At 69.2% G+C, this 21,417-nt stretch carries 22 protein-coding genes; 14 read left to right on the plus strand and 8 right to left on the minus strand.

The window, feature by feature from the left end:
- Nucleotides 1-317: 317 nt before the first annotated feature.
- Entirely contained in the window at nt 318-1,862 is a 1,545-nt protein-coding gene (locus QRN21_RS10090) for an HNH endonuclease signature motif containing protein (protein WP_285363906.1), read from the plus strand.
- Nucleotides 1,863-2,016: 154 nt separating this feature from the next.
- On the opposite strand, the gene QRN21_RS10095 is transcribed toward QRN21_RS10090, so the two are convergent.
- The gene (locus tag QRN21_RS10095) at nt 2,017-2,670 is read right to left on the minus strand and encodes a response regulator (RefSeq protein WP_222839407.1); all 654 of its coding nucleotides are present in this window, start codon (nt 2,668-2,670) and stop codon (nt 2,017-2,019) included.
- A gap of 226 nt (nt 2,671-2,896) precedes the next feature.
- Between QRN21_RS10095 and QRN21_RS10100 the strand changes: the two genes are divergently transcribed.
- Entirely contained in the window at nt 2,897-4,039 is a 1,143-nt protein-coding gene (locus tag QRN21_RS10100) for a sensor histidine kinase (protein ID WP_187250275.1), read from the plus strand.
- A 316-nt stretch (nt 4,040-4,355) separates the two neighbouring features.
- On the opposite strand, the gene QRN21_RS10105 is transcribed toward QRN21_RS10100, so the two are convergent.
- Nucleotides 4,356-5,099, minus strand: coding sequence for a GntR family transcriptional regulator (locus QRN21_RS10105; protein WP_285363907.1), 744 nt, complete (start codon nt 5,097-5,099; stop codon nt 4,356-4,358).
- Between the two features lie 170 nt (nt 5,100-5,269).
- Here QRN21_RS10105 and QRN21_RS10110 point away from each other — a divergent pair, with 170 nt between their 5' ends.
- From QRN21_RS10110 to QRN21_RS10135, 6 genes are all read left to right on the plus strand, one after another.
- A complete protein-coding gene (locus QRN21_RS10110; RefSeq protein ID WP_053097587.1) occupies nt 5,270-6,199 on the plus strand; it encodes a phosphate/phosphite/phosphonate ABC transporter substrate-binding protein in 930 nt (309 codons plus the stop codon).
- Nucleotides 6,200-6,328: 129 nt separating this feature from the next.
- Nucleotides 6,329-7,174, plus strand: coding sequence for a phosphonate ABC transporter ATP-binding protein (gene phnC / locus QRN21_RS10115; protein WP_285363908.1), 846 nt, complete (start codon nt 6,329-6,331; stop codon nt 7,172-7,174).
- The gene (locus QRN21_RS10120; RefSeq protein ID WP_285363909.1) at nt 7,171-8,907 is read left to right on the plus strand and encodes a PhnE/PtxC family ABC transporter permease; all 1,737 of its coding nucleotides are present in this window, start codon (nt 7,171-7,173) and stop codon (nt 8,905-8,907) included. Before phnC ends, QRN21_RS10120 begins: the two co-directional genes overlap by 4 nt.
- Nucleotides 8,904-10,052 (plus strand): TIGR03364 family FAD-dependent oxidoreductase, encoded by a 1,149-nt coding sequence (locus tag QRN21_RS10125; RefSeq protein ID WP_285363910.1) that lies wholly within the window; start codon nt 8,904-8,906, stop codon nt 10,050-10,052. Before QRN21_RS10120 ends, QRN21_RS10125 begins: the two co-directional genes overlap by 4 nt.
- Nucleotides 10,049-10,780: an HAD family hydrolase gene (locus QRN21_RS10130; RefSeq protein WP_056279623.1), complete on the plus strand. Its 732-nt coding sequence runs from the start codon at nt 10,049-10,051 to the stop codon at nt 10,778-10,780. Before QRN21_RS10125 ends, QRN21_RS10130 begins: the two co-directional genes overlap by 4 nt.
- Nucleotides 10,781-10,789: 9 nt before the next feature.
- Nucleotides 10,790-11,878, plus strand: coding sequence for an alcohol dehydrogenase catalytic domain-containing protein (locus QRN21_RS10135; RefSeq protein ID WP_285363914.1), 1,089 nt, complete (start codon nt 10,790-10,792; stop codon nt 11,876-11,878).
- Between the two features lie 33 nt (nt 11,879-11,911).
- Here QRN21_RS10135 and QRN21_RS10140 read toward each other — a convergent pair whose 3' ends face one another.
- Nucleotides 11,912-12,490 carry a CinA family protein gene (locus QRN21_RS10140; RefSeq protein WP_285363916.1) on the minus strand — a complete coding sequence of 193 codons (579 nt, stop codon included), beginning with the start codon at nt 12,488-12,490 and terminating at the stop codon, nt 11,912-11,914.
- Nucleotides 12,487-13,008 carry an FHA domain-containing protein gene (locus QRN21_RS10145; RefSeq protein ID WP_285363917.1) on the minus strand — a complete coding sequence of 174 codons (522 nt, stop codon included), beginning with the start codon at nt 13,006-13,008 and terminating at the stop codon, nt 12,487-12,489. The genes QRN21_RS10140 and QRN21_RS10145 overlap by 4 nt, the downstream gene beginning before the upstream one ends.
- Nucleotides 13,009-13,179: 171 nt before the next feature.
- Here QRN21_RS10145 and QRN21_RS10150 point away from each other — a divergent pair, with 171 nt between their 5' ends.
- The 3 genes from QRN21_RS10150 (at nt 13,180) to QRN21_RS10160 (ending at nt 15,584) form a co-directional block, all read left to right on the plus strand.
- Entirely contained in the window at nt 13,180-13,530 is a 351-nt protein-coding gene (locus QRN21_RS10150; RefSeq protein WP_285363918.1) for a DUF7882 family protein, read from the plus strand.
- 153 nt (nt 13,531-13,683) lie between these two features.
- On the plus strand, nt 13,684-14,568 hold the full coding sequence (locus tag QRN21_RS10155) for an SDR family oxidoreductase (RefSeq protein WP_285363920.1): 885 nt from the start codon (nt 13,684-13,686) through the stop codon (nt 14,566-14,568).
- Between the two features lie 44 nt (nt 14,569-14,612).
- A complete protein-coding gene (locus QRN21_RS10160; protein ID WP_072591721.1) occupies nt 14,613-15,584 on the plus strand; it encodes an EamA family transporter in 972 nt (323 codons plus the stop codon).
- Between the two features lie 12 nt (nt 15,585-15,596).
- On the opposite strand, the gene QRN21_RS10165 is transcribed toward QRN21_RS10160, so the two are convergent.
- The gene (locus QRN21_RS10165) at nt 15,597-16,358 is read right to left on the minus strand and encodes a YidC/Oxa1 family membrane protein insertase (RefSeq protein WP_285363923.1); all 762 of its coding nucleotides are present in this window, start codon (nt 16,356-16,358) and stop codon (nt 15,597-15,599) included.
- Nucleotides 16,359-16,420: 62 nt separating this feature from the next.
- Complete coding sequence (locus QRN21_RS10170; RefSeq protein WP_053097575.1) at nt 16,421-16,693, minus strand: DUF6412 domain-containing protein; 273 nt, start codon at nt 16,691-16,693, stop codon at nt 16,421-16,423.
- A 103-nt stretch (nt 16,694-16,796) separates the two neighbouring features.
- On the opposite strand from QRN21_RS10170, the gene QRN21_RS10175 reads away from it, so the two are divergent.
- Nucleotides 16,797-17,843, plus strand: a complete 1,047-nt coding sequence (locus QRN21_RS10175) for an NAD(P)H-dependent flavin oxidoreductase (protein WP_285363926.1) — start codon at nt 16,797-16,799, stop codon at nt 17,841-17,843.
- Nucleotides 17,844-17,940: 97 nt separating this feature from the next.
- Here the strand turns inward: QRN21_RS10175 and purU are convergent, their stop codons facing one another.
- Nucleotides 17,941-18,792, minus strand: coding sequence for a formyltetrahydrofolate deformylase (gene purU / locus QRN21_RS10180; protein ID WP_285363928.1), 852 nt, complete (start codon nt 18,790-18,792; stop codon nt 17,941-17,943).
- Between the two features lie 93 nt (nt 18,793-18,885).
- Here purU and QRN21_RS10185 point away from each other — a divergent pair, with 93 nt between their 5' ends.
- Both QRN21_RS10185 and QRN21_RS10190 read left to right on the plus strand, forming a co-directional pair.
- Nucleotides 18,886-20,100, plus strand: a complete 1,215-nt coding sequence (locus tag QRN21_RS10185) for a cation:proton antiporter (protein ID WP_285363930.1) — start codon at nt 18,886-18,888, stop codon at nt 20,098-20,100.
- Nucleotides 20,097-20,555 (plus strand): hypothetical protein, encoded by a 459-nt coding sequence (locus QRN21_RS10190; protein WP_056279635.1) that lies wholly within the window; start codon nt 20,097-20,099, stop codon nt 20,553-20,555. Before QRN21_RS10185 ends, QRN21_RS10190 begins: the two co-directional genes overlap by 4 nt.
- Before the next feature lie 55 nt (nt 20,556-20,610).
- Here the strand turns inward: QRN21_RS10190 and QRN21_RS10195 are convergent, their stop codons facing one another.
- The gene (locus QRN21_RS10195) at nt 20,611-21,333 is read right to left on the minus strand and encodes a glutamine amidotransferase-related protein (RefSeq protein WP_053099224.1); all 723 of its coding nucleotides are present in this window, start codon (nt 21,331-21,333) and stop codon (nt 20,611-20,613) included.
- Between the last annotated feature and the right edge of the window lie 84 nt (nt 21,334-21,417).

Genomic DNA, 21,417 nt, shown 5'->3' on the forward strand with positions numbered 1-21,417 from the left:
CCTCGTTCCTCGTTTCTCGTTCCTCGTTCCTCGTGTCTCGTTCCTCGTGTCTCGTGTCTCGTTCCTCGTTCCTCGTTCCTCGTTCCTCGTTCCTCGTTCCTCGTTTCTCGTTCCTCGTTCCTCGTGTCTCGTTCCTCGTTCCTCGTGTCTCGTTCCTCGTTCCTCTTGTCTCTTCTGCCCTCGTTGACTGGTCTCTCCGCTCCTCTTGTGCCTGCGTTGTGCGGCATTCCGGGAGATTGGAATACGTGCTGTGATCTGGGATAAATCGGACTGGTTTCGGGGGTCGGATGTCGGTGGCCCCGTGTTGACTCGAGGGTATGAACAGCATCGTGGAGCGTCTGGGTCGGGTCGTCACTGACCTTGATGCGGTGCTGTGTGATGACGCGTTGGCGGGGTTGAGCGATGCGGAGCGTGTCGCGGTGCTGCAGGCGGTGGGGGCCGTGTTCCGGCGGGCCGAGGCGGTGATCGTGGAGACCGTGGCGACCGGGGATCCTGCGGGGTTTCCGCATGCGGCAGGGTGTCGCGGGGTGAACGAGCTGGTGCAGCGGATGGTCGGCGTGGATGTGCGGGGTGCGTCCCGGGTCGACAGGGTCGTCGATCTGGTGCGCCGGCCGGTGAGTCTGGCGGGGGAGCGGATGCCGGCGCGGTGGTCGGAGATGCGCGTGGCCTTGTTGGATGGTGTGGTGGGTGTCACGGGGTTTCTGGCGGCGACGGGCCCGATCGAGCGGGTGTGGGACCGATTGAGCGTGGATCAGCGGTTGGCGGCGGATGTGGCGTTGGCGGGGTGCGCCCGCGGGCACGGGATCGGCGGGGGCGCGGATTCTGGTCCGGCGCCGACGGTGCAGGATTTGAAATCTCTTGCGGAGGATCTCGCCTCGATGTTCGACCCGGACGGGGAGGAGCCGAAGGATGATGACGCGCGGCGCAAGCGCGGGATCACGATCGGTCGTCTCACGGACGGGATGCATGCGATCCGGGGGTATCTGACTCCGGATGCCGCGGCCCAGTTGCAGCTGATCCTGGACGCGATGCTGAACCCGAAGGGTGACGGCCCGCCCATGCCGGGAGTGTTCTTCACCCCCAGCGGTGACACCGGTCACACAGACACAGACACAGACACAGACACAGACACAGACACAGACACAGACACCGGTGCTGACCCGGGTGTTGATCCGTTCAATGTGGATGAGCGCAGCGTGCTCGATGATCGCACGGCGTCGCAGAAACGCCACGATGCTCTCGCCGCCGCTCTCGCGATAGCCGCCCGTCACAAGGACATGCCCACGCTCGGTGGTGCATCCCCGGTGCTCGTCGTCACCGTCGACGCGACAGACCTCGCCCACCATGCGGAAGGTTCTGCCTTCGGTGCGGGCATCGCCGGCGCGGGTGGTGGTGCGGGCAATGGCGGGTGGGCGACGATCCCCGGATCCGGTGCGCATGTGCCTGTGTCCGTCGCGGCGCAGACCGCATGTGCGGGGGTGATCCAACGGGTGCTCCTGGACGAGGGGCGCATCATCGGGATCAGCACCACCGACCGCGTGTTCACCGTGCATCAACGCCGGGCGATCATCGTCCGCGACAAGGAATGCCTCATCCCCGGGTGTCACGTGCCCGCATCCTGGTGCGAGATCCATCACGTCACCGAACACGCCCGCGGTGGGCCGACCCACACCGACAACGGTGTGCCTTTGTGCTGGTGGCACCACCGATCCCTGGGCACCTCGCAGTGGGAGATCCGTATGAACAACGGGCTCCCCGAAGTCCGTGGACCGAACTGGTGGGACCCCGACCAACGCTGGCGCACCCCACAACACAGCCTCCCCGCGGACCGTGACCGAAGGTGCCTCGTTCGAACCGGGTGATACGCGGCGGCATCCTCACGGCAAGTGCTGCTGATCCCGAACAGCGGGCCGGACTCAGCGGGCCAGCCCGAGCGGGCCGGACTCACAGTGCCCGGCTCAGCGGGCTCGCCTCAGCAGTCTCACTCCAATGATCCCGCCGGTCAGGGGCCCCGCCTCAGCGGAAGTCGACCAGCCCGGCGTGCGCTGCCGTGACGAGGATCTGCACGCGATCGCGCACGTGCCACTTCGACATGATGCGGCCGAGGTGGGCCTTCACGGTTCCCTCCGACACGATCAGTGTGCGCGCGATCTCGGCGTTGGACATCCCCTGCGCGAGTCGCTGCAGCACCTCCTGCTCGCGATCCGTGAGCGCCTCCAGGGTGTCGTCGCCGCCGACGGGCTCCGTATCCCGCACGTGCTTGATCAGCAGCGACGCGATCCGCGGCGACAGCGAGCTCGCTCCGCTGTACACCTCTCGCACACCTTCGAGAATGCTCGCCGCGCTCGAGTCCTTCAGCAGATAGCCCGACGCACCTGCGCTGAGCATCGGAAGCACGGTGTCGCTGCCGTCCAGCGTGGTGACCGCGAGGATCTTGATCTCAGGCCAGCGTTCGCTGATCACCGCCGTCGCCTCGATGCCGTTCATCTCCGGCATCTGCACGTCCATCATCACGACGTCGGGACGCTCGCGTTCCACGACCTCGATGCCCTCGAGCCCGGACTCCGCCTCGGCGATCACCGTGATCTCCGGGTCGCGGGAGACGAAGTGAGAGAGCGCTGAGCGCACCAGGGGATCGTCATCGACGATCACGACGCGGATTTGGGACATGGAGGAAGCCTAACCGGGGTCTACCTGCGGCGCGAGGTATTAGACCTTTGGCTATCGAGGTGTAGCCGTGAGACAGATGTGCCGCTCGCAGATCACCGAGAAGATGAGTACATCGCTAGTCAAAAGTGCAATAAAGGAGGTGAACGTATATGTCTTTCTGGAACCAGGTTGGTCACTTCTTCGGCTTCTACCGCTAATCTATATGGCGAAAAGGAGATACTGAAGTATGGCTTCAAGTCTTTCGACGGGTGACCGCTCTGACGTCACCCGACTCGGCAGGGGCGAGAAGCTCAGCACGATAGAACGCATCGCCGTTTTGGCGGTCGTCGGGACCATCGTCATCTTCGACATCGTCGGACTGTTCCTCCCTCCGGGGCTGGAACCTCTGACAGCGGCAATCGGGATCGCATCCACTGCAGTCCTCGGCCTCTTCCTCTGGTCGCCACTCATCGCGACATACGCCCTCGGCGTCGTGTTCGCCCTATCCTTCATCCCCGGCATCGAAGCCCAGGTGCTGACCGTCGCCGCTTTCGCGGCCGGCTTGATCGTGCGCCTGGGGTGGACCTCACTGGTCCTGTCCTATGTCGGAGTCTTCCTCGTCGCATCCGCGTTGGTCGCCATGGGCGATTCGACGGATGCGTTCAACATCGGCATCTTCCTGGTCGGCGCCGCAGTATCCGGAGCCGTCGGCTATGCGCTTCGCCTGGCATTCGCTCGAGGGCGGACGCTAGAGATGCAACTGGCCGAGAAGGCCGAGCAGGAACGCCAGGCAGTACTCGCTGAGCGGCGCTGGATCGCCGGCGAGCTGCACGACAGCATCGCGCACCACCTCACCGTGGTGGCGCTGCACGTGCAGATGCTCGACGACGATCGCACGAGCAGAGATTCGCAGGAGGCGATTCGCATCGCCGCACGCAAGGCGATGACCGACCTCCGCTTCGTGATCGACCTCGCAGACGACGGACCCCGCTCCGAGGGAATGCCCTCCGGTGATCTGGTGGCCTCCGTCGAGGAGGCCGCGCAGGAGTTCGAAGCCGCCGGCCATGCCGTGGCCGTCATCGGCGACCCTTCCGATGAGCGCGTCCCGCGGGCCGCCGAGATCATCCTCGCGCGCATCATGCGAGAGTCCGCCACCAACGTCCTCAAGTACGCCGGCGCGGGCGAAGTCGAGATCCGATTCGACATCGACGACGACGCCGCGAAGATGGCGGTGAGCAGTCCGCTCTCCATCACGCCGCGTCGCGAGCTCTCCTCGAGCCGCACGGGCATCGGCCGCATGGCCGAACGGGTTCTCGGTGCCAGCGGCGAATTCAGCGCCGGCGAAGTCGACGGCCGCTGGGTCGTCTCGGCGCTGCTGCCGATCGTCTGACGCCTCCGGCATCCCAGCATCCCGGCTTGAAAATGGCAGGGGATTGCGTACCGGTATTCCGGTACGCTGGGAGACAGATCCGCGGAATTCCGGGGTTTTCGACGTGAAACCTAGACGAAAGTCCAGGGTAGATCTCGACTATAGACCGTGTTCCATGGTGTAGCCGGGCGCTTACATTGGGTATACCCCAGAAATAGCGCATCCCCAGCGCTGTGATCGCGAGCGCGGTCTTTGGAATCTGATCCCCATCGCGCTCGCGATCGGCTTCCTCCGACGAGTCACCTCGAGGAATCGATGCCGATCGACTGGCCGGCTCTCAGCCGCCCACTGCACGCATGTAGTGCCCGTCCGTCGAGATCCCCGACGCCGCGACCGTGAACCGCACCACCTCGCTGAGGTAGCGATCTTCGGACGCCTCGAAGATGAGCCCGCTCGCATCACGGGAGATGCGGCTGAGTCGAAGGATCGGCGTTCCCTGCGGCACGCGCAGCAGGGCGGCATCCTGCTCGTCGGCGGCGACGGCGTCGATCTGGTGCTCGAGCCCGACGATCGGGTGTCCCACCGACCCGAGGTACTCCGTGATCGAGACCTCGTCCGTGTCGACGTCGAGCAGTCGTCGTCCTACTGCCTCGGTGTAGAAGAGCCGCTCGAGCATCGTCGGCCGGCCGTCGAGCAGGCGCAGTCGCACGACGCTGACGATCGTGTCTTCGGGTGACACTCCGAGCAGTTCTGCGCGGTCACCGGCCCTGCGAAGGCTCAACTCCTGCGTCTGCGCGCCCGGAGTCACCCCGAGATCGCGGGCCCAGCGAGTGAACGGCACCGACACATCGACCGCCTGGCTGGCCTTGCGCGACACGACCCGCGCGGGGCGTCCCCGCCCCGTCTCGATCAGGCCCTCTCCGCGCAGGGCGGCGAGAGCGTTCCTGATCGGACCCCGCGAGGTGCGCCACCGTTCGGCGAGCTCCGCCTCGGTCGGCACGTCGTCGCCGGGGCGCAGGGTGCCCGCCGCGATCTGCGCGCGGAGGTCGTCTGCGATCTGGGTGTATACAGCTTCGGCCACATAGGCATACTACTTCGCTATCGAGGTGGAACGGTTGCGCGTTCCCTCGATGTTCATCCGAGGAAAGACCGGGTGAACGGACCTTGAACTCTTCCAAGTTAGGTACATATCTTGGCTGTTGCCCTGTCAGAGTGGCTCGTGGATCACCCCTCTCACTCTGAAAGGTCCTCATGAAGCTCCGCGCTCTCCCCGTACTCGCCGGCGCCGCGATCCTCGCGCTCGGCCTCGCCGCCTGCTCCGGCTCCGCAGAGGCCACCGGCGCGTCCGGTGCCGACGCATCATCGGCCGCCGGCGGATTCGCCGTCGACGAGAACACGCTCGTCTTCGGCGTCGTGCCCGACTCGGTCGACACCGAGACGAACTACCAGCCGCTCATGGACTACATCGCCGAGATCACCGGCAAGACGGTGGAGTACCACGAGTCCACCGACTACGCGGCGCTCATCGAGGCAGCCGTCGCCGGCAAGGTCGATGTCGCCTCGTTCTCGGGTTTCACCTACGTCACCGCCACGAACAACGGCGCGAAGCTCACCCCGATCTCCTCGATCGTGACCGAGGAGGGCCAGGAGCCCGGGTACTACTCCCAGGCCATCGTGCCTGCCGACAGCGACATCTCGAGCATCGAGGACTTCGCTGGCAAGAAGGTCTGCTTCGTCGATCCCTCGTCGACGTCGGGATACCTCTTCCCCTCCTACAACCTGCTCGAGGCGGGCATCGACCCCAAGACCGACATCACGCCCGTCTTCGCGGGCAAGCATGACGTGAGCGTGCAGAAGGTCGGCGAAGGCGTCGAGTGCGAGGTCGGATTCGCCGAGGACTCCGAGGTCGAGAAGTCGGATGCCGTCAAGGTCATCGACGAGACCATGGTCCCCGGAGCGCCGCTTGTCTACTCGTCGACTCTGCCGGACGACGTCGCGCAGGAGCTCATCGACGGACTCTCCGAGATCACGATCGACGACATCATCGCCGCCGGCATCGAGGGCGCGGACACTGATGCGTTCCGCAGCGTGTTCTACGCCACCAAGCCCGTCGACGACGCGTACTACGACCTGATCCGCGACATCTGCAAGGAGACCGAAGCGGAGCAGTGCCAGGGCTGACGCCCGATCGCTGACCGCAGCGTCAGCCGAGCGCCCCCGTTCCGCAGTGTGCTCCCACCCCGGGGCAGCGGAGCGCGGGGCGCTCACCCGCAAGAATCACGCTCGACGCCACGACCCTGGAGAACTGACATGAACACGGCATCCGATGCCCTCATCCGCCTGGACGGTGTGACGAAGACCTTCGGCTCGACCACCGCGCTGAAGAACGCATCGCTGCAGGTCTCACGCGGCGAGATCGTCGTGCTGCTCGGGCTCTCCGGCTCGGGCAAGTCGACGCTGCTGCGCCACCTCGACGGTCTCGAGGTGCCGACCTCGGGCGAGATCGAGGTGCTCGGCGCGAAGGTCCCGACGCTCAAGGGCAAGGCACTACGCGCCCTCCGCAGCCGGGTGGGATTCATCTTCCAGCAGTTCGAGCTCGTGCCCTCGCTGACGGTGCTCGAGAACGTGCTCACCGGATCTCTGTCGGAGGTCCGCGGCCCGCGGCTCGGCCTCTGGGGCTACTCGAAGGCGGCGAAGCTGCGCGCCCTCGAGCACCTCGATCGCGTCGGGCTGCTCGACCGGGCCTATCAGCGCAGCGACACCCTCTCCGGCGGCCAGCAGCAGCGCGTGGCGATCGCCCGCGCCCTGATGCAGAAGCCCGACATCCTGCTCGCCGACGAGCCCGTCGCATCCCTTGACCCGGAGTCCAGCGACCAGGTGATGGCGCTGATCCGTGAGATCGCCGCCGACGAGGGGCTCACGGTCGTCTGCAGCCTGCACCAGGTCGACCTCGCGATCTCGTGGGCCGACCGCATCGTGGGGCTGCGCCACGGCGAGATCGTGCTCGACACCCCGACCGGCGACCTGACCAAGGCCGAGGTCATGGAGATCTACGGCCGCGTCGCCACGACCACCGCAGAGATCCGCGCCGTGCAGGACGAACTCACCGAGATCACGGTCGACGTCGCCCATCTCGACAAGGCGCGGGCCTCATGACCGTCCTCTCGGACCCGCCGCGGGCGCACGCGACCCCCGCACGCGCGAGTGTCGCCGATCGAGCTCCTCGCCGCCCGATCTCCGCCGAGCGCATCGCCGCCGGGCTGACGCTGCTGGCGCTCCTGGTGCTCGGCATCCTCGCCGTCGACGAGGTCGGCATCTCGATCCCGGCGATGGTGCAGAGCTGGGGCAACGCCGAGAACTTCATGGCCCGAGTCGGCGGCCTCTCGTTCCCTGAACCGGCCGACCTCGCCTGGCTGATCGCCCTCACCGTCGGGCTCGTGCTCGTCGGCACGTTGCTCGCCGCCGCCCTGTCGGTGCCGATCGCCTACCTCGCAGCCTCCAACACGACCCCCGGCAACGGATGGCGTGCCGCCGCGCGGTTCGTGGGAGTGCTCACCCGAGCGCTGCCGGATGTCGTGCTCGCGATGGCGTTCGTTCTCATGTTCTCGCTCGGCACCCTGCCCGGCATCCTCGCCATCGGCATCCATTCGATCGGGATGATCTCGAAGATGTTCGCCGACGCGATCGAGCAGATCGACGAGGGCCCCCGGCTCGCGATCCGCGCCGCGGGGGGATCGAAGATGCAGGAGTTCGCCTCAGGAATCCTTCCCCAGGTGCTGCCGAGCTGGGTCGCGACGGTGCTGCACCGCAACGACATCAACCTGCGCGGCAGCGTCGTGCTCGGCTACGTGGGCGTGGCCGGCCTCGGACTCGAGATGTCCTACGCCTTCAAGTCGCTGAACTACGGCAAAGGCCTCGGCATCGCCCTGGTCATCTTCATCCTGTGCGTCGTGATGGAGATCGTGTCGAGCCTGGTGCGCGGGGCAATGCTCGGCCAGCAGCGGCAGACGCGGTCGTGGATCGACCGCATCATCCACCCGCGACTGCGCGGGGCGACGGGCGCGGCGACGACGGAGCGCCCGGAGTGGGCGGCCAGCCCGCAGACCGCCGTGCGTCGACCGTGGACCGCGGAGCGGGTGCGCAACACGACCGGCATCGTGACGGCGGTGCTCGGCGTCATCGGCAGCGTCGTCGTCAGCCAGATCAACTGGATGGACTTCTTCACCTTCTGGGCCAAGCTCCCCGAGGTCGCAGCGAAGTTCTGGCCGCCGTCATTCGGCAGCTATGAGGCGTCCGCGATGATCGCGGCCATGCGGGACACGGTCGCGATCGCACTCGCGGCGACGGTGCTCACGCTGCTGCCGTCGCTGATCCTCGGCTCCCTCGCCGCGAGCAACGTCGCACCCGGAGCGGGAGCGCGGGGCATCGCGCGCTTCCTGCTCGTCGGCATCCGTGGCATTCCCGAGCTGATCCTCGCGATCGTGCTCGTCGTCATCACCGGCCTCGGCGCCCAGGCGGGAGTCATCGCGCTGGCCATCGGCGGCATCGGTCTGCTCGGCAAGCTGATCGCCGATTCCCTCGAGGAGGTCGACCGTGGGCCCGAACGGGCCCTGCGGGCGGTCGGCGCCACCCGGCTGCAGACCTACGCCTCGGCGACCGTGCCGCAGGGCATGCAGGCGCTCATCGGGCACAGCTTCTACATGCTCGACACGAACATCCGCGCCGCGACCATCCTCGGCATCGTCGGCGGAGGCGGTGTCGGGTACTACCTGCTCAACGCCAGCCAGGGTTCGCGCTATGAGACCGTGACGGCGATCGTGCTGATGATCCTCGTCACCGTGCTCGTCGTCGAAGGGCTTGCGATGTGGATGCGCAAGGTGTTCCGATGAGCGGCCGCGCCGGCTCGACCGACTCCGTCGACCTCGTGGTCGTCGGCTCGGGGATCATCGGCCTCGGCGCCGCGTACGCGGCGGTGCGGCGGGGTCTGAGCGTCATCGTCGTCGACAGAGCGGATGCTCCCGTCGGCGCGACGATCCGCAACTTCGGCCACCTCTGCATCGGCGCGCAGACGGGGGAGGCCCGGCGCTACGCGGACCTGTCCAGAGACCTGTGGCTGCGCCTCGCTCAGGATGCGGGGTTCTGGATCCGCGAGTCGGGGACACTGGTCGCCGCCCGCCACGCCGACGAGATCGCCGTGCTCGAGCAGGCGGCGGCCGATGGCGGCATCCGGATGCTCGATGCGGATGAGCTGCTGCGCCTCGCCCCGCTCCGTCGCCGGGGACTCCTCGGCGGAGCGCACATCAAGACCGACCTGCAGACCGATCCGCGCACCGCCGCCGCGGCGATCGTGCGGCACCTCACAGGACTGGGCGTCGACTTCCGCTTCCGCACGGCGGCGACCTCCGTCGCCGGACGCCGCGTCGAGACGACGAGAGGCGCGATCACCACAGGCGCGGTCGTCGTCGCGGCGAATCACGACATCGACCAGCTGCTGCCGGAGGTGGCGGAACGGTCAGGCGTCGTCCGGTGCGCTCTCGACATGATGCGTGCAGCGGTGAGTCTCCGGCATCCGCTCTCCGCCCCGCTGCTGACCGGGTGGTCGCTCGTCCGCTACGGACGCTTCGCCGACGGTGCCGCCACCGCCGCGCTCCGCGATCGCCTGCATTCGGAGCGTCCGGACCTCGCCGCGCTCGATCTCAATCAGATGTACACGCAGCTGCCGGACGGCACGCTCATCATCGGCGACTCGCACGCCACATCGACCGCGCCGGAGCCGTTCCAACCCGAGGCCGCGTTCACGGCGTTCCTCGCCGAGGCGGAGGCGCTGTTCGAGATGCCGGCCCCACGGGTGCTGGAGCGCTGGCAGGGCGTGTATGCGAAGGCGTCGAAGGACTTCCTCATCGACACGGTCGACGAGGGGGTGCTGGTGCTCGCCGCGACCACCGGCATCGGAATGACCACGGGTCTGGGGCTCGCCGAAGAGAATCTCACCGCCGCCTTCGGGTGGACACCTGCAATGGAAGGAACCCCATGACCACTCAGCTCGACGCAGCTCCGGCACCGGCGCTCGAACTCATCGTGCTCGACATGGCCGGCACGACGGTGCTCGACGACGGGGTCGTCGAGACGGCGTTCCAGCGCGCCGCCGAACGCACCGGAGTCGCCGATCGGATGCCGTGGGACGACGCGCTCGCGCACGTGCGCGCCACCATGGGGCAGTCCAAGATCGAGGTCTTCACGCACCTCGCGGGAGGAGACCGTGCCGCCGCCGAGCGCGCGACGGCCGCATTCGAAGGCGCCTACGCCGAGATCGTGGCCGAGCAGGGGGTCACCGAGATCCCCGGGGCGGCCGATGCGATCCAGGGGCTGAAGGACGCCGGTCTGAGGGTCGTGCTCACGACGGGATTCGCGCCGGTCACCCGCGATGCGCTGATCGACGGTCTGGGCTGGCGCGGGCTCATCGACCTCGCCCTCTCTCCGGTCGACGCCGGGCGCGGGCGTCCGGCACCCGATCTCGTGCTCACGGCGCTGATCCGCACGCAGACCTCGTCGGTCGCCGCTGTCGCTGTCGCCGGAGACACGATCAGCGACGTCGAGTCGGGCCGCCGCGCAGGCGCCGGTCTCGTCGCCGGCGTCCTGACGGGCGCCCACGACGCACGCGCGCTCGAGCTCGCCGGTGCCGACGTCGTGCTCGAGGACGTGACGCATCTTCGCGGCACGCTCACCGAGCGCGGGCTGCTCCCTCTCGTGCCCACGGTCTGAGGCCCTGACATGGGAACTCTGCTGATCCGTCCTCCCGGCCACCGTCGCGACGTGGCCCTGCGGCCCGCGGCCACAGCGATGGTGTGGATCGGTGAGGGCCACCCGCACGAGATGATCGCCGTGCCCGGTGTCGCGCTCGGTGAGCACGACGTGCTCGTCGCCGTCGAGATGTCGACGATCTGCGGGTCCGACGTCCACACCGTGCACGGACGTCGGTCCGCCCCGGTGCCGCTGGTGCTCGGACACGAGAGCGTCGGACGTGTGATCGCCCTGGGCGACGGCGGGGCCTCGACGGTCGACGGCGTCCCCGTGCGCATCGGGGATCGGATCGTCTGGTCGGTCACGATCTCGTGCGGCACCTGCGACAGGTGCGCCCGGGGTGTGCCGCAGAAGTGCCGCACGCTCGGCAAGTACGGTCATGACCGCATCGGCGTGCACGGCGACCTCACCGGCGCGTTCGGCTCGCACGTCCAGGTGCGGGCGGGCACCGCGATCGTGCGGGTGCCCGAGTCCCTGCCGGCCGCGGTGCTCGCTCCGGCATCGTGCGCGACCGCGACCGCCTGGGCCGCCGTCGCCCGGGCTGCGCGCGATCACGACCTCGACGGCGCGACCGTCCGCATCCACGGAGCCGGACTCGTCGGGCTCTCGGCCGCGGCGATCGCGGTGGAGCACGGCGCGACGGTCGAGGTGCTCGACCCCGCACCCGAACGGCTGGCTCTGGCCGCACGCTTCGGCGCCGGTCCGATCGATCGTGATCCGGATGTCGTGATCGAGGCCTCGGGGCATGCCGTGGCCGAGGCGCTCACCGGCGTCGCCACCGGGGGCACGGTCGTGCTGGTCGGGAGCGTCTTCCCTGCCGAGCCGGTGCCCCTCGACGCCGAGAGCATCGTTCGCCGGCTGGTGACCGTCACCGGCGTGCACAACTACACGGGATCGGAGCTCGCCGAGGCTGTCGCATTCCTCGCAGGACGAGGACGCGCCTACCCGTTCGTGGACGCGGTCGGCGAAGTGCGGCAGCTCGCCGACCTCGACGAGGCCATCACCGCGGCATCCGCACCCGGCGCGCCGTTGCGCATCGGCGTCGTACCCGGACGCTGACGGGAGACGGGTCGAGCGCAGGAGAGCCAGGGCTCAGGCCGTGGGCTCTGCCGCGCCATCTCCCTGGGCGTCGTCTTCGGCGTCGTCTTCGGCAGCCGCGGATGCCGAAGACTCCGGTCCCGAGCGCCGCGGCCCCGCAGGGCGGATGCCCTCGGCATGGAACGCGAGCAGCCGCATGGCGGTGTCGACCGTCTCGTCGAGGAGTTCCTGCGGATCGCCGCTGAGAGCCAGCCTGCGGTGACCGACCCCGTCGCCCGTGGCCCATCCGACGTAGACGGTGCCGGGCTCGTGCCCGCCTTCAGGATCGGGCCCGCCGACCCCCGTCGTCGAGATGCAGACGTCGGCGTCGAACAGCCGCAGTGCGCTCGCGGCGAGATGCTCGGCACACTCGGGGGAACACGGATCCGTTCCCGGCGTGAGTCCGAGCAGGCTCTCCTTCACATCGGTGAGGTAGGCCACGATGCCGCCGGCGAACCACTCACCGGCGTCGGCCCCCGCGCCGATCGTGCTCGCCAGACGTCCCGAGGTCAGGGATTCCACCACGCAGATGCGCAGTCCGCGCTCAGCGGCGACCTCGCTGACGCGGTCCAGCGGTGACTGCTCTGCTGTCACTTCTCTTCGGCGGAGTCCGCGTGCGTCGGGGCGTCGGACTCGATGGTCGCCTCGTCGGAGTAGTCGGGCCGCGGGGGCTGCAGCGGCTGGTCGGAGTACTCGCCGCCGAGGCGTCCGCCGTACGGGCGCCCGTGGTCGGCGAACTCGTCGCGGGCGTAGACCAGCTCCCACTCGCCGACGGTGAAGCGTGCGCCGGTGCGCAGCGTCTGGGTGCGATCGCCGGGGTGGGTGGCGGTGGCGTCGGGGTTGCTGTTCATCTCGCCCTCGCCGTGGAGTTCGAGGACGTACTCGTCACGGTCGTCGTGCGTGATCGTGGCGTGCACGGGGTCGGCGCCGTCGAGCCGCAGCTCGTTGTCGGCAGCGGAGCCGATGCGCACCACGTCGACCTCGAGGGCGAACTCGGCGCGCTCGCCGTCGCGCGTGACGCGCAGGCGCGGGTTGCCCGCGCCGAACTCGGCGTGAGTGGTCGTGGGGGTGTAGCCCTCATCGGAACGGTCGTCGATGTGTCGTGCGTTCATGGTGGGTCTCCTCGCGGTTCCTGCCAGGATATCGGCGAAGGGATCCGCACGCAGGGGGTTGACTTCGGCCCGCTCCGACCCCGTCTGGACAGCCCGCTCGGGCCGACGCATCGAGGGCCTGCGGTCCCATAAACTGCATGACGAAGACCTGCACACCAGAGGAGAGGGCGAATGGGCAAGTTCATCTACGAGGGCAGCGTGAAGACCGAGATCGAGGATCGCGCCCTCACCCACCTGCAGCTCGTGATGACCGCCAAGCTGCGACGCGCCGAGCCGTTCCCGTTCAGCTGGCGCGAAGACGCGAGCGTCGGCGGCGGCCGCACGACGGTGTGGGTGCAGCCGGGCAGCTCGCTCGCCTTCAAGTACTTCGGCAGCAGGCAGCCGTCGATCAACCGCGCCTGGATCGAGGCGCTCGCCTTCACCGCGAACGCGCCGAGCGGGCTGTATCTCGTTCCCGAGCCACAGGACACGTCCGGCCCCGTCGCGTCGGCCGACGTCGAGCCCGCCGCCCCCGGGGCCTGAGCGGCCCGAGCCATTCACCTGTCGCACTCCGATCGTCGATCGAGGTGTCGATTGTCAACCCCCTCCCGAGGGCGCCGACGGGCCGCGAGTCTCGTTGAACGCCCGACTCAGGCCACGCACGATGATGGCGAGTCGCGAGGAAGAGGAGACACCATGGCAGACAGCACCCCCGACCCCCGCAGCCAGCACCGCGACGAGGAATTCCCCGGTCAGCAGCAGAACCAGCCGGGACTGACCGACGACATGCGCCCGACTCCGGACCACGGCGAGGAGTCGTACGTGGGCCACGGGCGTCTTGAGGGGCGGCGAGCCCTGATCACGGGCGGGGATTCCGGAATCGGCCGAGCCGTCGCGATCGCCTTCGCCCGCGAGGGAGCCGACGTGGCGATCGTGCACATGCCGGAGGAGCAGGCGGATGCCGACGAGACCATCGACCTCGTGCGCGCGGAAGGCCGGCAGGGGCTGAGCCTCGCCGGCGACGTCCGCGACGAGGCCTTCGCCACCGAGGTGGTGATCGAGACGCGGAGCGCCTTCGGCGGCCTCGACATCCTGGTGCTGAACGCCGCGTACCAGCACGACATCGACGGCTTCGAGAATCTCGAGACCGACCGCCTCCGCCGCGTGTTCGAGACCAACCTCTTCGGCCTGCTGTACTCGGCCAGGGCCGCGTACCCGCATCTGGAGTCCGGCTCCAGCATCATCGTCACGTCGTCCGTGCAGGCCTTCGAGCCGTCGCCCAACCTCATCGACTACGCGATGACCAAGGCGGCGCAGGTCGCGTTCGTCAAGGCGCTCGCCGAGGAGGCGGGAGAGCGCGGCATCCGCGTGAACGCCGTCGCTCCCGGCCCCATCTGGACGCCGCTGATCCCGGCCACCGGCTGGTCGGACGAACGGGTGAAGACCTTCGGATCCGACACGCCTCTCGGCCGAGCCGGACAGCCCGCAGAGCTCGCCGGCGCCTACGTGTACCTCGCGTCGGCGGAGTCGTCGTACACCTCCGGCGCTGTGCTCGCGGTCACCGGCGGCAAGCACCTCTGACGGGGCCGGTTCGTCGGCATCCGCGCGCGCCGTAGGCTGGCTGGGTGAAGCAGTCCACGCCGTCCCGTCCGCTCGTGGGCGTCGTGCTCGTGGTCTGCTCCTGCCTGTCGCTGCCGTTCGGCGCCGCGGTCGCGGCCCAGCTCTTCCCGGTGCTCGGCCCGTGGGGTGTGACCTCGCTGCGCGTGGCGATCGCGGCGCTGCTGCTGGTCGTCATCGTGCGCCCGAGACCATTCCGGTGGTCGAAGTCGCAGTGGCTCGCCGCCGTGCTGTTCGGGGTCTCGCTCGCCGCGATGAACGGCTTCTTCTATGCCGCGATCGACCGCATCCCGCTCGGTCCGGCCGTCGCGATCGAGTTCCTCGGGCCGCTCGTCCTCGCCGCCGTGCTGACCAGGCGCCTCGTCGATGCCGCCTGGGTGGGGGTCGCGCTGCTCGGGATGGTACTGCTCGGCGTCGACGGACTGATCGGCGCCGAGCCCCTCGATCCGCTCGGGATCGTCTTCATCCTGATCGCCGCCGGCTTCTGGGCCATGTACATCCGGATGAGTGCCCGGGTGGGTGCCATCATCCCCGGCAGCAGCGGACTCGCGGTCGGCCTGGTCGTGGCCGCGATCCTGCTGATCCCGGTCGGTGTGCCGGCCGCGGTCACCGTCGCGGGCGACATGCAGCTGCTGCTGCTCGCCGCGGTCACCGCCGTGCTGTCGTCGGTGATCCCCTACAGCTTCGAGCTCGCCGCGCTGCGTCGCCTGCCGCAACGCGTGTTCGGCGTGCTCCTGAGCCTGGAGCCCGCGTTCGCGACGCTCGCCGGGTGGCTGATCCTCGGGCAGTCGGCGACTCCGCTGCGGATGCTCGCGATCGCCCTGGTGGTGGCGGCGAGCGTCGGCACGACGCTCGGCGTGCGACGTCAGCGCCGTCGAGACGATGCGGCCGCAGCCCGAGAGGTCGGGACCGCGCCCGACGGCGCCCGCCGCGACGACGAGCCCGGTCCCTTCACCGCGCCGATCCCGCTGCCCGAATGACCGGCCGACCCGTCAGGCGCTGACCGCAGCAGGCACGGGCAGCGGATAGCGGCGCCGCAGCAGCATCCGCTGCACCAGCGTCCAGACCACGGTCACGGTGAGATACAGCGCGGCGGCGAGCGGCACGAACATCGCGAAGACGGCCGTCAGATAGTGCAGAGCGCTGGTCACACGCAGCATCGTCGGCGAGTTCAGCGGCGAGTCGTCGTCGACCACGGCCGGCCGGAAGACCCGTCGTGTGATCTCGGCCACCACGATCATCACGGCGATCAGCGCACCGAAGACCCACAGCGTCTCCGGCGTCGCCGTGCCGCCGAAGACGGCGGAGACGAAACTGGTGCCCAGCGGTGCACCGAACAGGTCGTGCGTGAGCAGGTCGTTCGGGTGTCCGGCGATGTCGGGGCGGATGAACAGCGTGTACAGGATGCCGACGACCGGCGCCTGAGCGAGGACCGGCAGCATCCCGGCGAACGGAGACGTGCTCTCGGAGCGGTAGAGCTCGAGCATCTCCTTCTGCAGGCGCTCGGGATTCTTCTTGTGCCGGCGCTGCAGTTCGCGCAGCCGAGGAGCCAGGCGCGCTCTGGTCTGCTCGGCCTTCGCCTGCGAGACGCCGACGGGAATCAGCAGGGCGCGCACGAGAAGCGTGACGAGCACCACGGCGAGTGCGGCGGCGGATGCTCCGGCGAGCGGTTCGAGCAGTGCGGAGAGCCCGGCGAGGGCGCCGTACGCCGCGTCGAGCAGGAAGGTCAGGGGTGGAAAGGCGAAGATGTCCATGGAAGTCCGTTCGTGTGTCGGGAAGGGTCGGCGAAAGCCGCGCAGTCCCGTACGAGGGCGGACTACGCGGAGACGGCGACTCCCGGCGCACGAGGACGCGGGTGACCGGCGGCGTCAGGATCGCTCTGGGCGAGCAGGGTCGAGACGTCGATCGCCCGCAAAGGGTGCGGGGCGCTGCGTGGAGAGGGCGGTGCGACGCTCAGCGCCACGGCGATCGTGAGGGTCGTCAGGGCGATCAGCGCGATCGCGACACCGAGTGCCGCGGCATCCGGCACCGCGATGACCCCGAGCGCGGCCGCGACGAAGCCGAGCATCTGCCCGAACCATTCGCTCATGCGCGCCTCCCTGATCCCTCACGCCGAGATTATCACCGGCATCCGAGTGCGGCGTCGGTCGCGCGCCCGCCTCGGGGCAGGGGAGCGGAGATAGCCTCGAAGCATGAGTGATCTGCGCGCACTGCTCGGCATCGAACACCCCATCATCCTCGGTCCGTTCGGCGGGCTCTCCTCCGTCGGGCTCACGGCGGCGGTCAGCGAGGCCGGCGGCCTCGGCGGCTATGGGCTCTACGGCTACGACGCCGACCGCATCGGCGCGACGATCGCGTCTCTGCGGGAGGCGACCTCGCGTCCTTTCGCGGTGAACATCTGGCTGCCGACCGGCGACGAGGTCGAGCCGAATCCGCAGCACACCGTGTTCGCGCAGGCGCTGCAGCCGTTCTACGACGCGGTCGGACTCGAGGTGCCCGCCCGCCCCGAGCGCTACCTGCCTCCCCTCGACGAGCAGCTCGACGCGATCTTCGAGGCGGCACCACCCGTGCTGAGCACCGTCTTCGGGGTTCCGTCCGGCGCCGTCGTCGACGAGGCGCACCGCCGCGGCATCCGTGTCGTGGCAACCGCGACGACCGTCGCCGAAGCCGTCGCACTCGCGGACGCCGGGGTCGACGCCGTCGTCGCGACCGGCTTCGAGGCCGGCGGCCATCGGGTGTCGTTCCTCCGTCCGGCCGAGGAATCGCTCGTCGGGACCTTCGCACTCGTGCCGCAGGTCGTGGATGCCGTCGATGTGCCGGTCATCGCGGCCGGCGGCATCGCCGACAGGCGCGGCGTCGCCGCCGCGTTCGCGCTCGGAGCGTCAGCCGTGCAGGTCGGCACGGCCTTCCTCGCGACGGCGGAGTCGGCGGCGAACCAGGCGCATCGCGACGCCATCCGCTCCACCGCAGCCGACGGCACCGTTCTCACGAAGGCGATGAGCGGACGCCTCGCCCGCGGCACCCGCAACCGTGCGGTGCGGGCGATCGAGGCGAGCGGGACGATCGCCCCGTTCCCGATGCAGAACTGGCTCACCGGCCGATTCCGCGCGGCAGCGGGCGGGCAGAACCTCGGCGAGTTGCAGTCGCTCTGGATGGGTCAGGGCGCGGCACTGGCCGGTCATGCGACCGCCGCCGAGGCCTTCGCCGAACTGCTGGCGGGAGTGCCGGAGGCCCGGTGAGGGTCGTTGTCGATCTGGGCTGTGAAGCTGGCCAGGTACGGGGGCTTGCCAGCGACGTCATCGGCTAGAGGCGTCGCACCCCTCTGAGCACCCCGGGTCAGAGGATGACGGTGGACCGGCCGTGGACGATCACACGGTCCTCGGCATGCCACTGCACGGCGCGGGCGAGAACGAGGCGTTCGACGTCGGCGCCGCGCTGCTGCAGATCGGCTGCCGACTCCGAGTGCGTGACGCGGGTGACATCCTGCTCGATGATCGGTCCCTCATCGAGATCCGCCGTCGCGTAGTGCGCGGTGGCTCCGATCAGCTTCACACCGCGGTCCTTCGCCCTCGCATACGGGTTCGCCCCGATGAACGCGGGGAGGAAGGAATGGTGGATGTTGATGATCGGGGCGCCGAGACCCTCGATGAAGTCGTCGGTGAGGATCTGCATGTACCGGGCGAGGACCACCAGATCCACGTTGCCGCGCAGGAGCTCGAGCTGACGCTGTTCCATCGTCTGCTTGTCGCCTGAGGGGATGTGCACGAACGGCACCCCGAACGAGCGTACGGACTCGGCGAGGTCGGGGTGGTTCGAGACGACCATCGTGACGTCGATGTCGAGCTGGCCTCGCTGCGTGCGCCACAGCAGCTCCATCAGGCAGTGATCGTACTTCGAGACGAAGATCGCGACGCGCTTGCGCCGCGCGGTGTCGTGCAGCGACCAGTCCATGCCGAACCGCTCGGCGACCTGAGCCAGATCGGCTTCGAGAGCCGTGCGCGCCGCAGAGAGCCCGGGGAGGTGGATCACCGTGCGCTGGAAGAACCGGCCGCCCTCGGAGTCGGTGGAGTGCTGGTCGAGCGAGATGATGTTCGCGCCGTGGACGGAGAGCACGCCGGCGACGGCGGCGACGATGCCGGGCTGATCATCGCAGGCGATCAGCAGGCGGGCGGTGTCGGGCTGAGACATGAGGGCTCCTCGGGGGTGTGCATCGATTCTGCCGTGGATGCGACCACCGGGCGAATCGGACGCATCGCGACGACGGGTCGCTACTCTGGGAGCGTGGACGCGGGCGATCTCGGACTGGTGCTGATCCCGCTGCTCGCCGTGGCAGCGCCGCTGCTGGCGCGCGGCATCCGACCCCTCATCCGCGTGCCGATCATCGTGTTCGAGCTCGTCCTCGGGATTCTCGCGGGGCCCGCGGTGCTCGGCTGGGTCGAGCCGACGCCCATCCTCGAGAAGCTCAGTGATTTCGGTCTCGCGATGCTGTTCTTCATCGCGGGCTCCGAGATCGACTTCCGGGCGGTCGCCGGACGGCCCCTCGTCCGCGCCTCGATCGGGTGGGCCATCAGCGTGGTGCTGGGCATCGGGATCGGCTTCCTCCTCGCCCCGGGCGAGGGGGTGGTCGTGATCGCGATCGCCCTCAGCTCCACCGCACTCGGCACGCTGATGCCGATCCTCAGGGATGCGCAGGAGACCGACACCCCGTTCGGACGTGCGGTCACCGTGATCGGCGCGGTCGGCGAGTTCCTGCCGCTGATCGCGATCTCGCTCTTCCTCAGCACCCGCACCACCCCGCTCGCCACCGCGGTGCTGCTCGCCTTCGTCGTGCTCGCGGGGCTCGCCGTGCTCATGGCTCGGAGGATGCCGCACGGGCGCCTCCACTCGTTCGTGCGTGCGACCCTGCACACCTCCGACCAGTTCGGCGTGCGGTTCGTGCTGCTGCTCATCGCGTCGCTGGTCGGCCTCAGCGTCGTGCTCGACCTCGACATGCTGCTGGGTGCATTCGTCGCCGGAGCGGTGTGGCGCATCATCATGGCGCGCGCGCCCGAGAAGGACGCCGAGGCGGTCGAGACGAAGCTCGAGGCCATCGCGTTCGGCTTCCTCGTACCGATCTTCTTCCTCTACACGGGCGTGAACTTCGACCTGCAGGCGCTCACCGGCTCGTCGTCGGCGATGCTGATGCTTCCGCTGTTCCTCGTCGCGCTGCTCGTGCTCCGAGGCACGACCGCGCAGCTCTCCGCGCCGACGGGCGCGAGCGCCAGGGACCGCACCGCGATCGGGCTGCTGGCCGCCACCGGGCTGCCCATCATCGTCGCCGTGACGGCGATCGGGGTGGATCAGAAGATGATCGACACCGGCACGGCGGCAGCACTCGTCGGGGCCGGGATGCTGTCGGTGCTGCTGTTCCCCCTGATCGGAATGCTGATCCGCGGCGAGGCGGCACGACTCGTCGACCCGGCGCTCGTCCGCGAGACACCGCAGGGGGAGCTGTGACGGCCGCGTCCGCGCTCGTCGCCGACGCGGTGCGTGCGCTCGCCGGCCTTCCGAAGGAGGGACTCGGTGAAGAGCGCGAATCGCGGTGGCGCGGACGCCGCATCGTGCGGGTGGGCGAGGCGTGGCACCTCGGGGTGCTGCTGCTCACCGAGACGCACGCACTGGCGACCGCCGAGGTGCTGAGGGCCGCCGATCCGGGGCGCCGCGGCTACACGGCGGAGTCCGCGCGCGAGCGCGCAGAACGACGTGCTCTGGCACTGCGGGGCGGGTTCGACGAGGGCGATGTCGTGCACGTCGGATGGTCGGTGATCGACCTCGCCGTCGTGGACGCGGGCGGAGCATCCGGGCCTCTGGCGATGGTCGACACGGTGCCATCCGTGCGATGGAGCACGGCAGGCGGTTGGATGCCGCTCGAGGCATACCTCCGCGAACGGGTCGAGCTGCTGCGCGGCTGAGGCGACGGGCTCGCCTGACCGGCTGAGCCCGCGAGTCAGGATGAGCCCGCGGGCGTCAGGCTGCCGCGAACGTCTGCGCGAAACGGCGCAGCAGCGCCGCACCCTCCGTCACGGATGCCGACAGCACCTGCCCCTGCACGGCGTCGAACTCGTCGGGGTCGAAGTACCCGGTGGTGCGATAGAACGTCATCCGATCGGCGAAGTCCCGCGGAGTCGGCTCCGGATGGAACTGCGCCGTGTAGAGGTGGGTGCCCACCCGATACGCCTGCACGGGACAGGTGTCGTTCGTGGCGAGCAGCACCGCGCCCTCCGGCAGAGCCGCGGCGCTCTCCTTGTGAGCGGTGAAGACGGTGAGCGCGGGGGAGCTCGGACCGAAGACGGGGTCCGCGGCGCCGGCGGCGGTGGTCTCGATCACGGTGGCGCTCGCCGACTCGGGGGTGTCCGACGTGACCTGGCCGCCGAGCATCCGCGTCACCACGCCGATGCTGAAGCAGGTGAAGAAGGCGGCGACCTGCGAGTCGATCGCCAGCCGCGCGATGTGCTCGAGATCCGCTTCGACCCTCAGCTGCACGGCGGACTTCTCGACGTCGCTGACGTTGAACGGCGAGCCGCCGACGACGACGCCGCTGTATCGCGCGAGGCGCGCGGGGTCGAGGCGCTCGGTGAGCAGGTCGAGGCGGTCGACGACGTCGACGCCGAGCGCCCGTCGGAACGAGGCGTGCTCGGCATCCGCCGCCCCGAGTTCGGGGCGCACACAGACGTAGAGAAGCGAGACCACCACGAGAGTCTAACGACGACGGGACACGGTCGACGTCGCCGCCGACTCCGACCACATCACGGAGCCGCCGCGGAGCCGTCGCGG

This window comes from Microbacterium sp. LMC-P-041 (genome assembly GCF_030209555.1).
In the GTDB taxonomy this organism is placed as follows: domain Bacteria; phylum Actinomycetota; class Actinomycetes; order Actinomycetales; family Microbacteriaceae; genus Microbacterium.

What these genes read in the sequence shown, in the direction of transcription:
- QRN21_RS10170 (WP_053097575.1), bottom strand. Translation starts at nt 16,693, where the DNA reads ATGAGCGAATGGTTCGGGCAGATGCTCGGCTTCGTCGCGGCCGCGCTC.
- QRN21_RS10110 (WP_053097587.1), top strand. Translation starts at nt 5,270, where the DNA reads ATGAAGCTCCGCGCTCTCCCCGTACTCGCCGGCGCCGCGATCCTCGCG.
- phnC (WP_285363908.1), top strand. Translation starts at nt 6,329, where the DNA reads ATGAACACGGCATCCGATGCCCTCATCCGCCTGGACGGTGTGACGAAG.
- QRN21_RS10165 (WP_285363923.1), bottom strand. Translation starts at nt 16,358, where the DNA reads ATGGACATCTTCGCCTTTCCACCCCTGACCTTCCTGCTCGACGCGGCG.
- QRN21_RS10095 (WP_222839407.1), bottom strand. Translation starts at nt 2,670, where the DNA reads ATGTCCCAAATCCGCGTCGTGATCGTCGATGACGATCCCCTGGTGCGC.
- QRN21_RS10155 (WP_285363920.1), top strand. Translation starts at nt 13,684, where the DNA reads ATGGCAGACAGCACCCCCGACCCCCGCAGCCAGCACCGCGACGAGGAA.
- QRN21_RS10125 (WP_285363910.1), top strand. Translation starts at nt 8,904, where the DNA reads ATGAGCGGCCGCGCCGGCTCGACCGACTCCGTCGACCTCGTGGTCGTC.
- QRN21_RS10120 (WP_285363909.1), top strand. Translation starts at nt 7,171, where the DNA reads ATGACCGTCCTCTCGGACCCGCCGCGGGCGCACGCGACCCCCGCACGC.
- QRN21_RS10090 (WP_285363906.1), top strand. Translation starts at nt 318, where the DNA reads ATGAACAGCATCGTGGAGCGTCTGGGTCGGGTCGTCACTGACCTTGAT.
- QRN21_RS10130 (WP_056279623.1), top strand. Translation starts at nt 10,049, where the DNA reads ATGACCACTCAGCTCGACGCAGCTCCGGCACCGGCGCTCGAACTCATC.
- QRN21_RS10150 (WP_285363918.1), top strand. Translation starts at nt 13,180, where the DNA reads ATGGGCAAGTTCATCTACGAGGGCAGCGTGAAGACCGAGATCGAGGAT.
- QRN21_RS10135 (WP_285363914.1), top strand. Translation starts at nt 10,790, where the DNA reads ATGGGAACTCTGCTGATCCGTCCTCCCGGCCACCGTCGCGACGTGGCC.
- QRN21_RS10175 (WP_285363926.1), top strand. Translation starts at nt 16,797, where the DNA reads ATGAGTGATCTGCGCGCACTGCTCGGCATCGAACACCCCATCATCCTC.
- QRN21_RS10145 (WP_285363917.1), bottom strand. Translation starts at nt 13,008, where the DNA reads ATGAACGCACGACACATCGACGACCGTTCCGATGAGGGCTACACCCCC.
- QRN21_RS10100 (WP_187250275.1), top strand. Translation starts at nt 2,897, where the DNA reads ATGGCTTCAAGTCTTTCGACGGGTGACCGCTCTGACGTCACCCGACTC.
- purU (WP_285363928.1), bottom strand. Translation starts at nt 18,792, where the DNA reads ATGTCTCAGCCCGACACCGCCCGCCTGCTGATCGCCTGCGATGATCAG.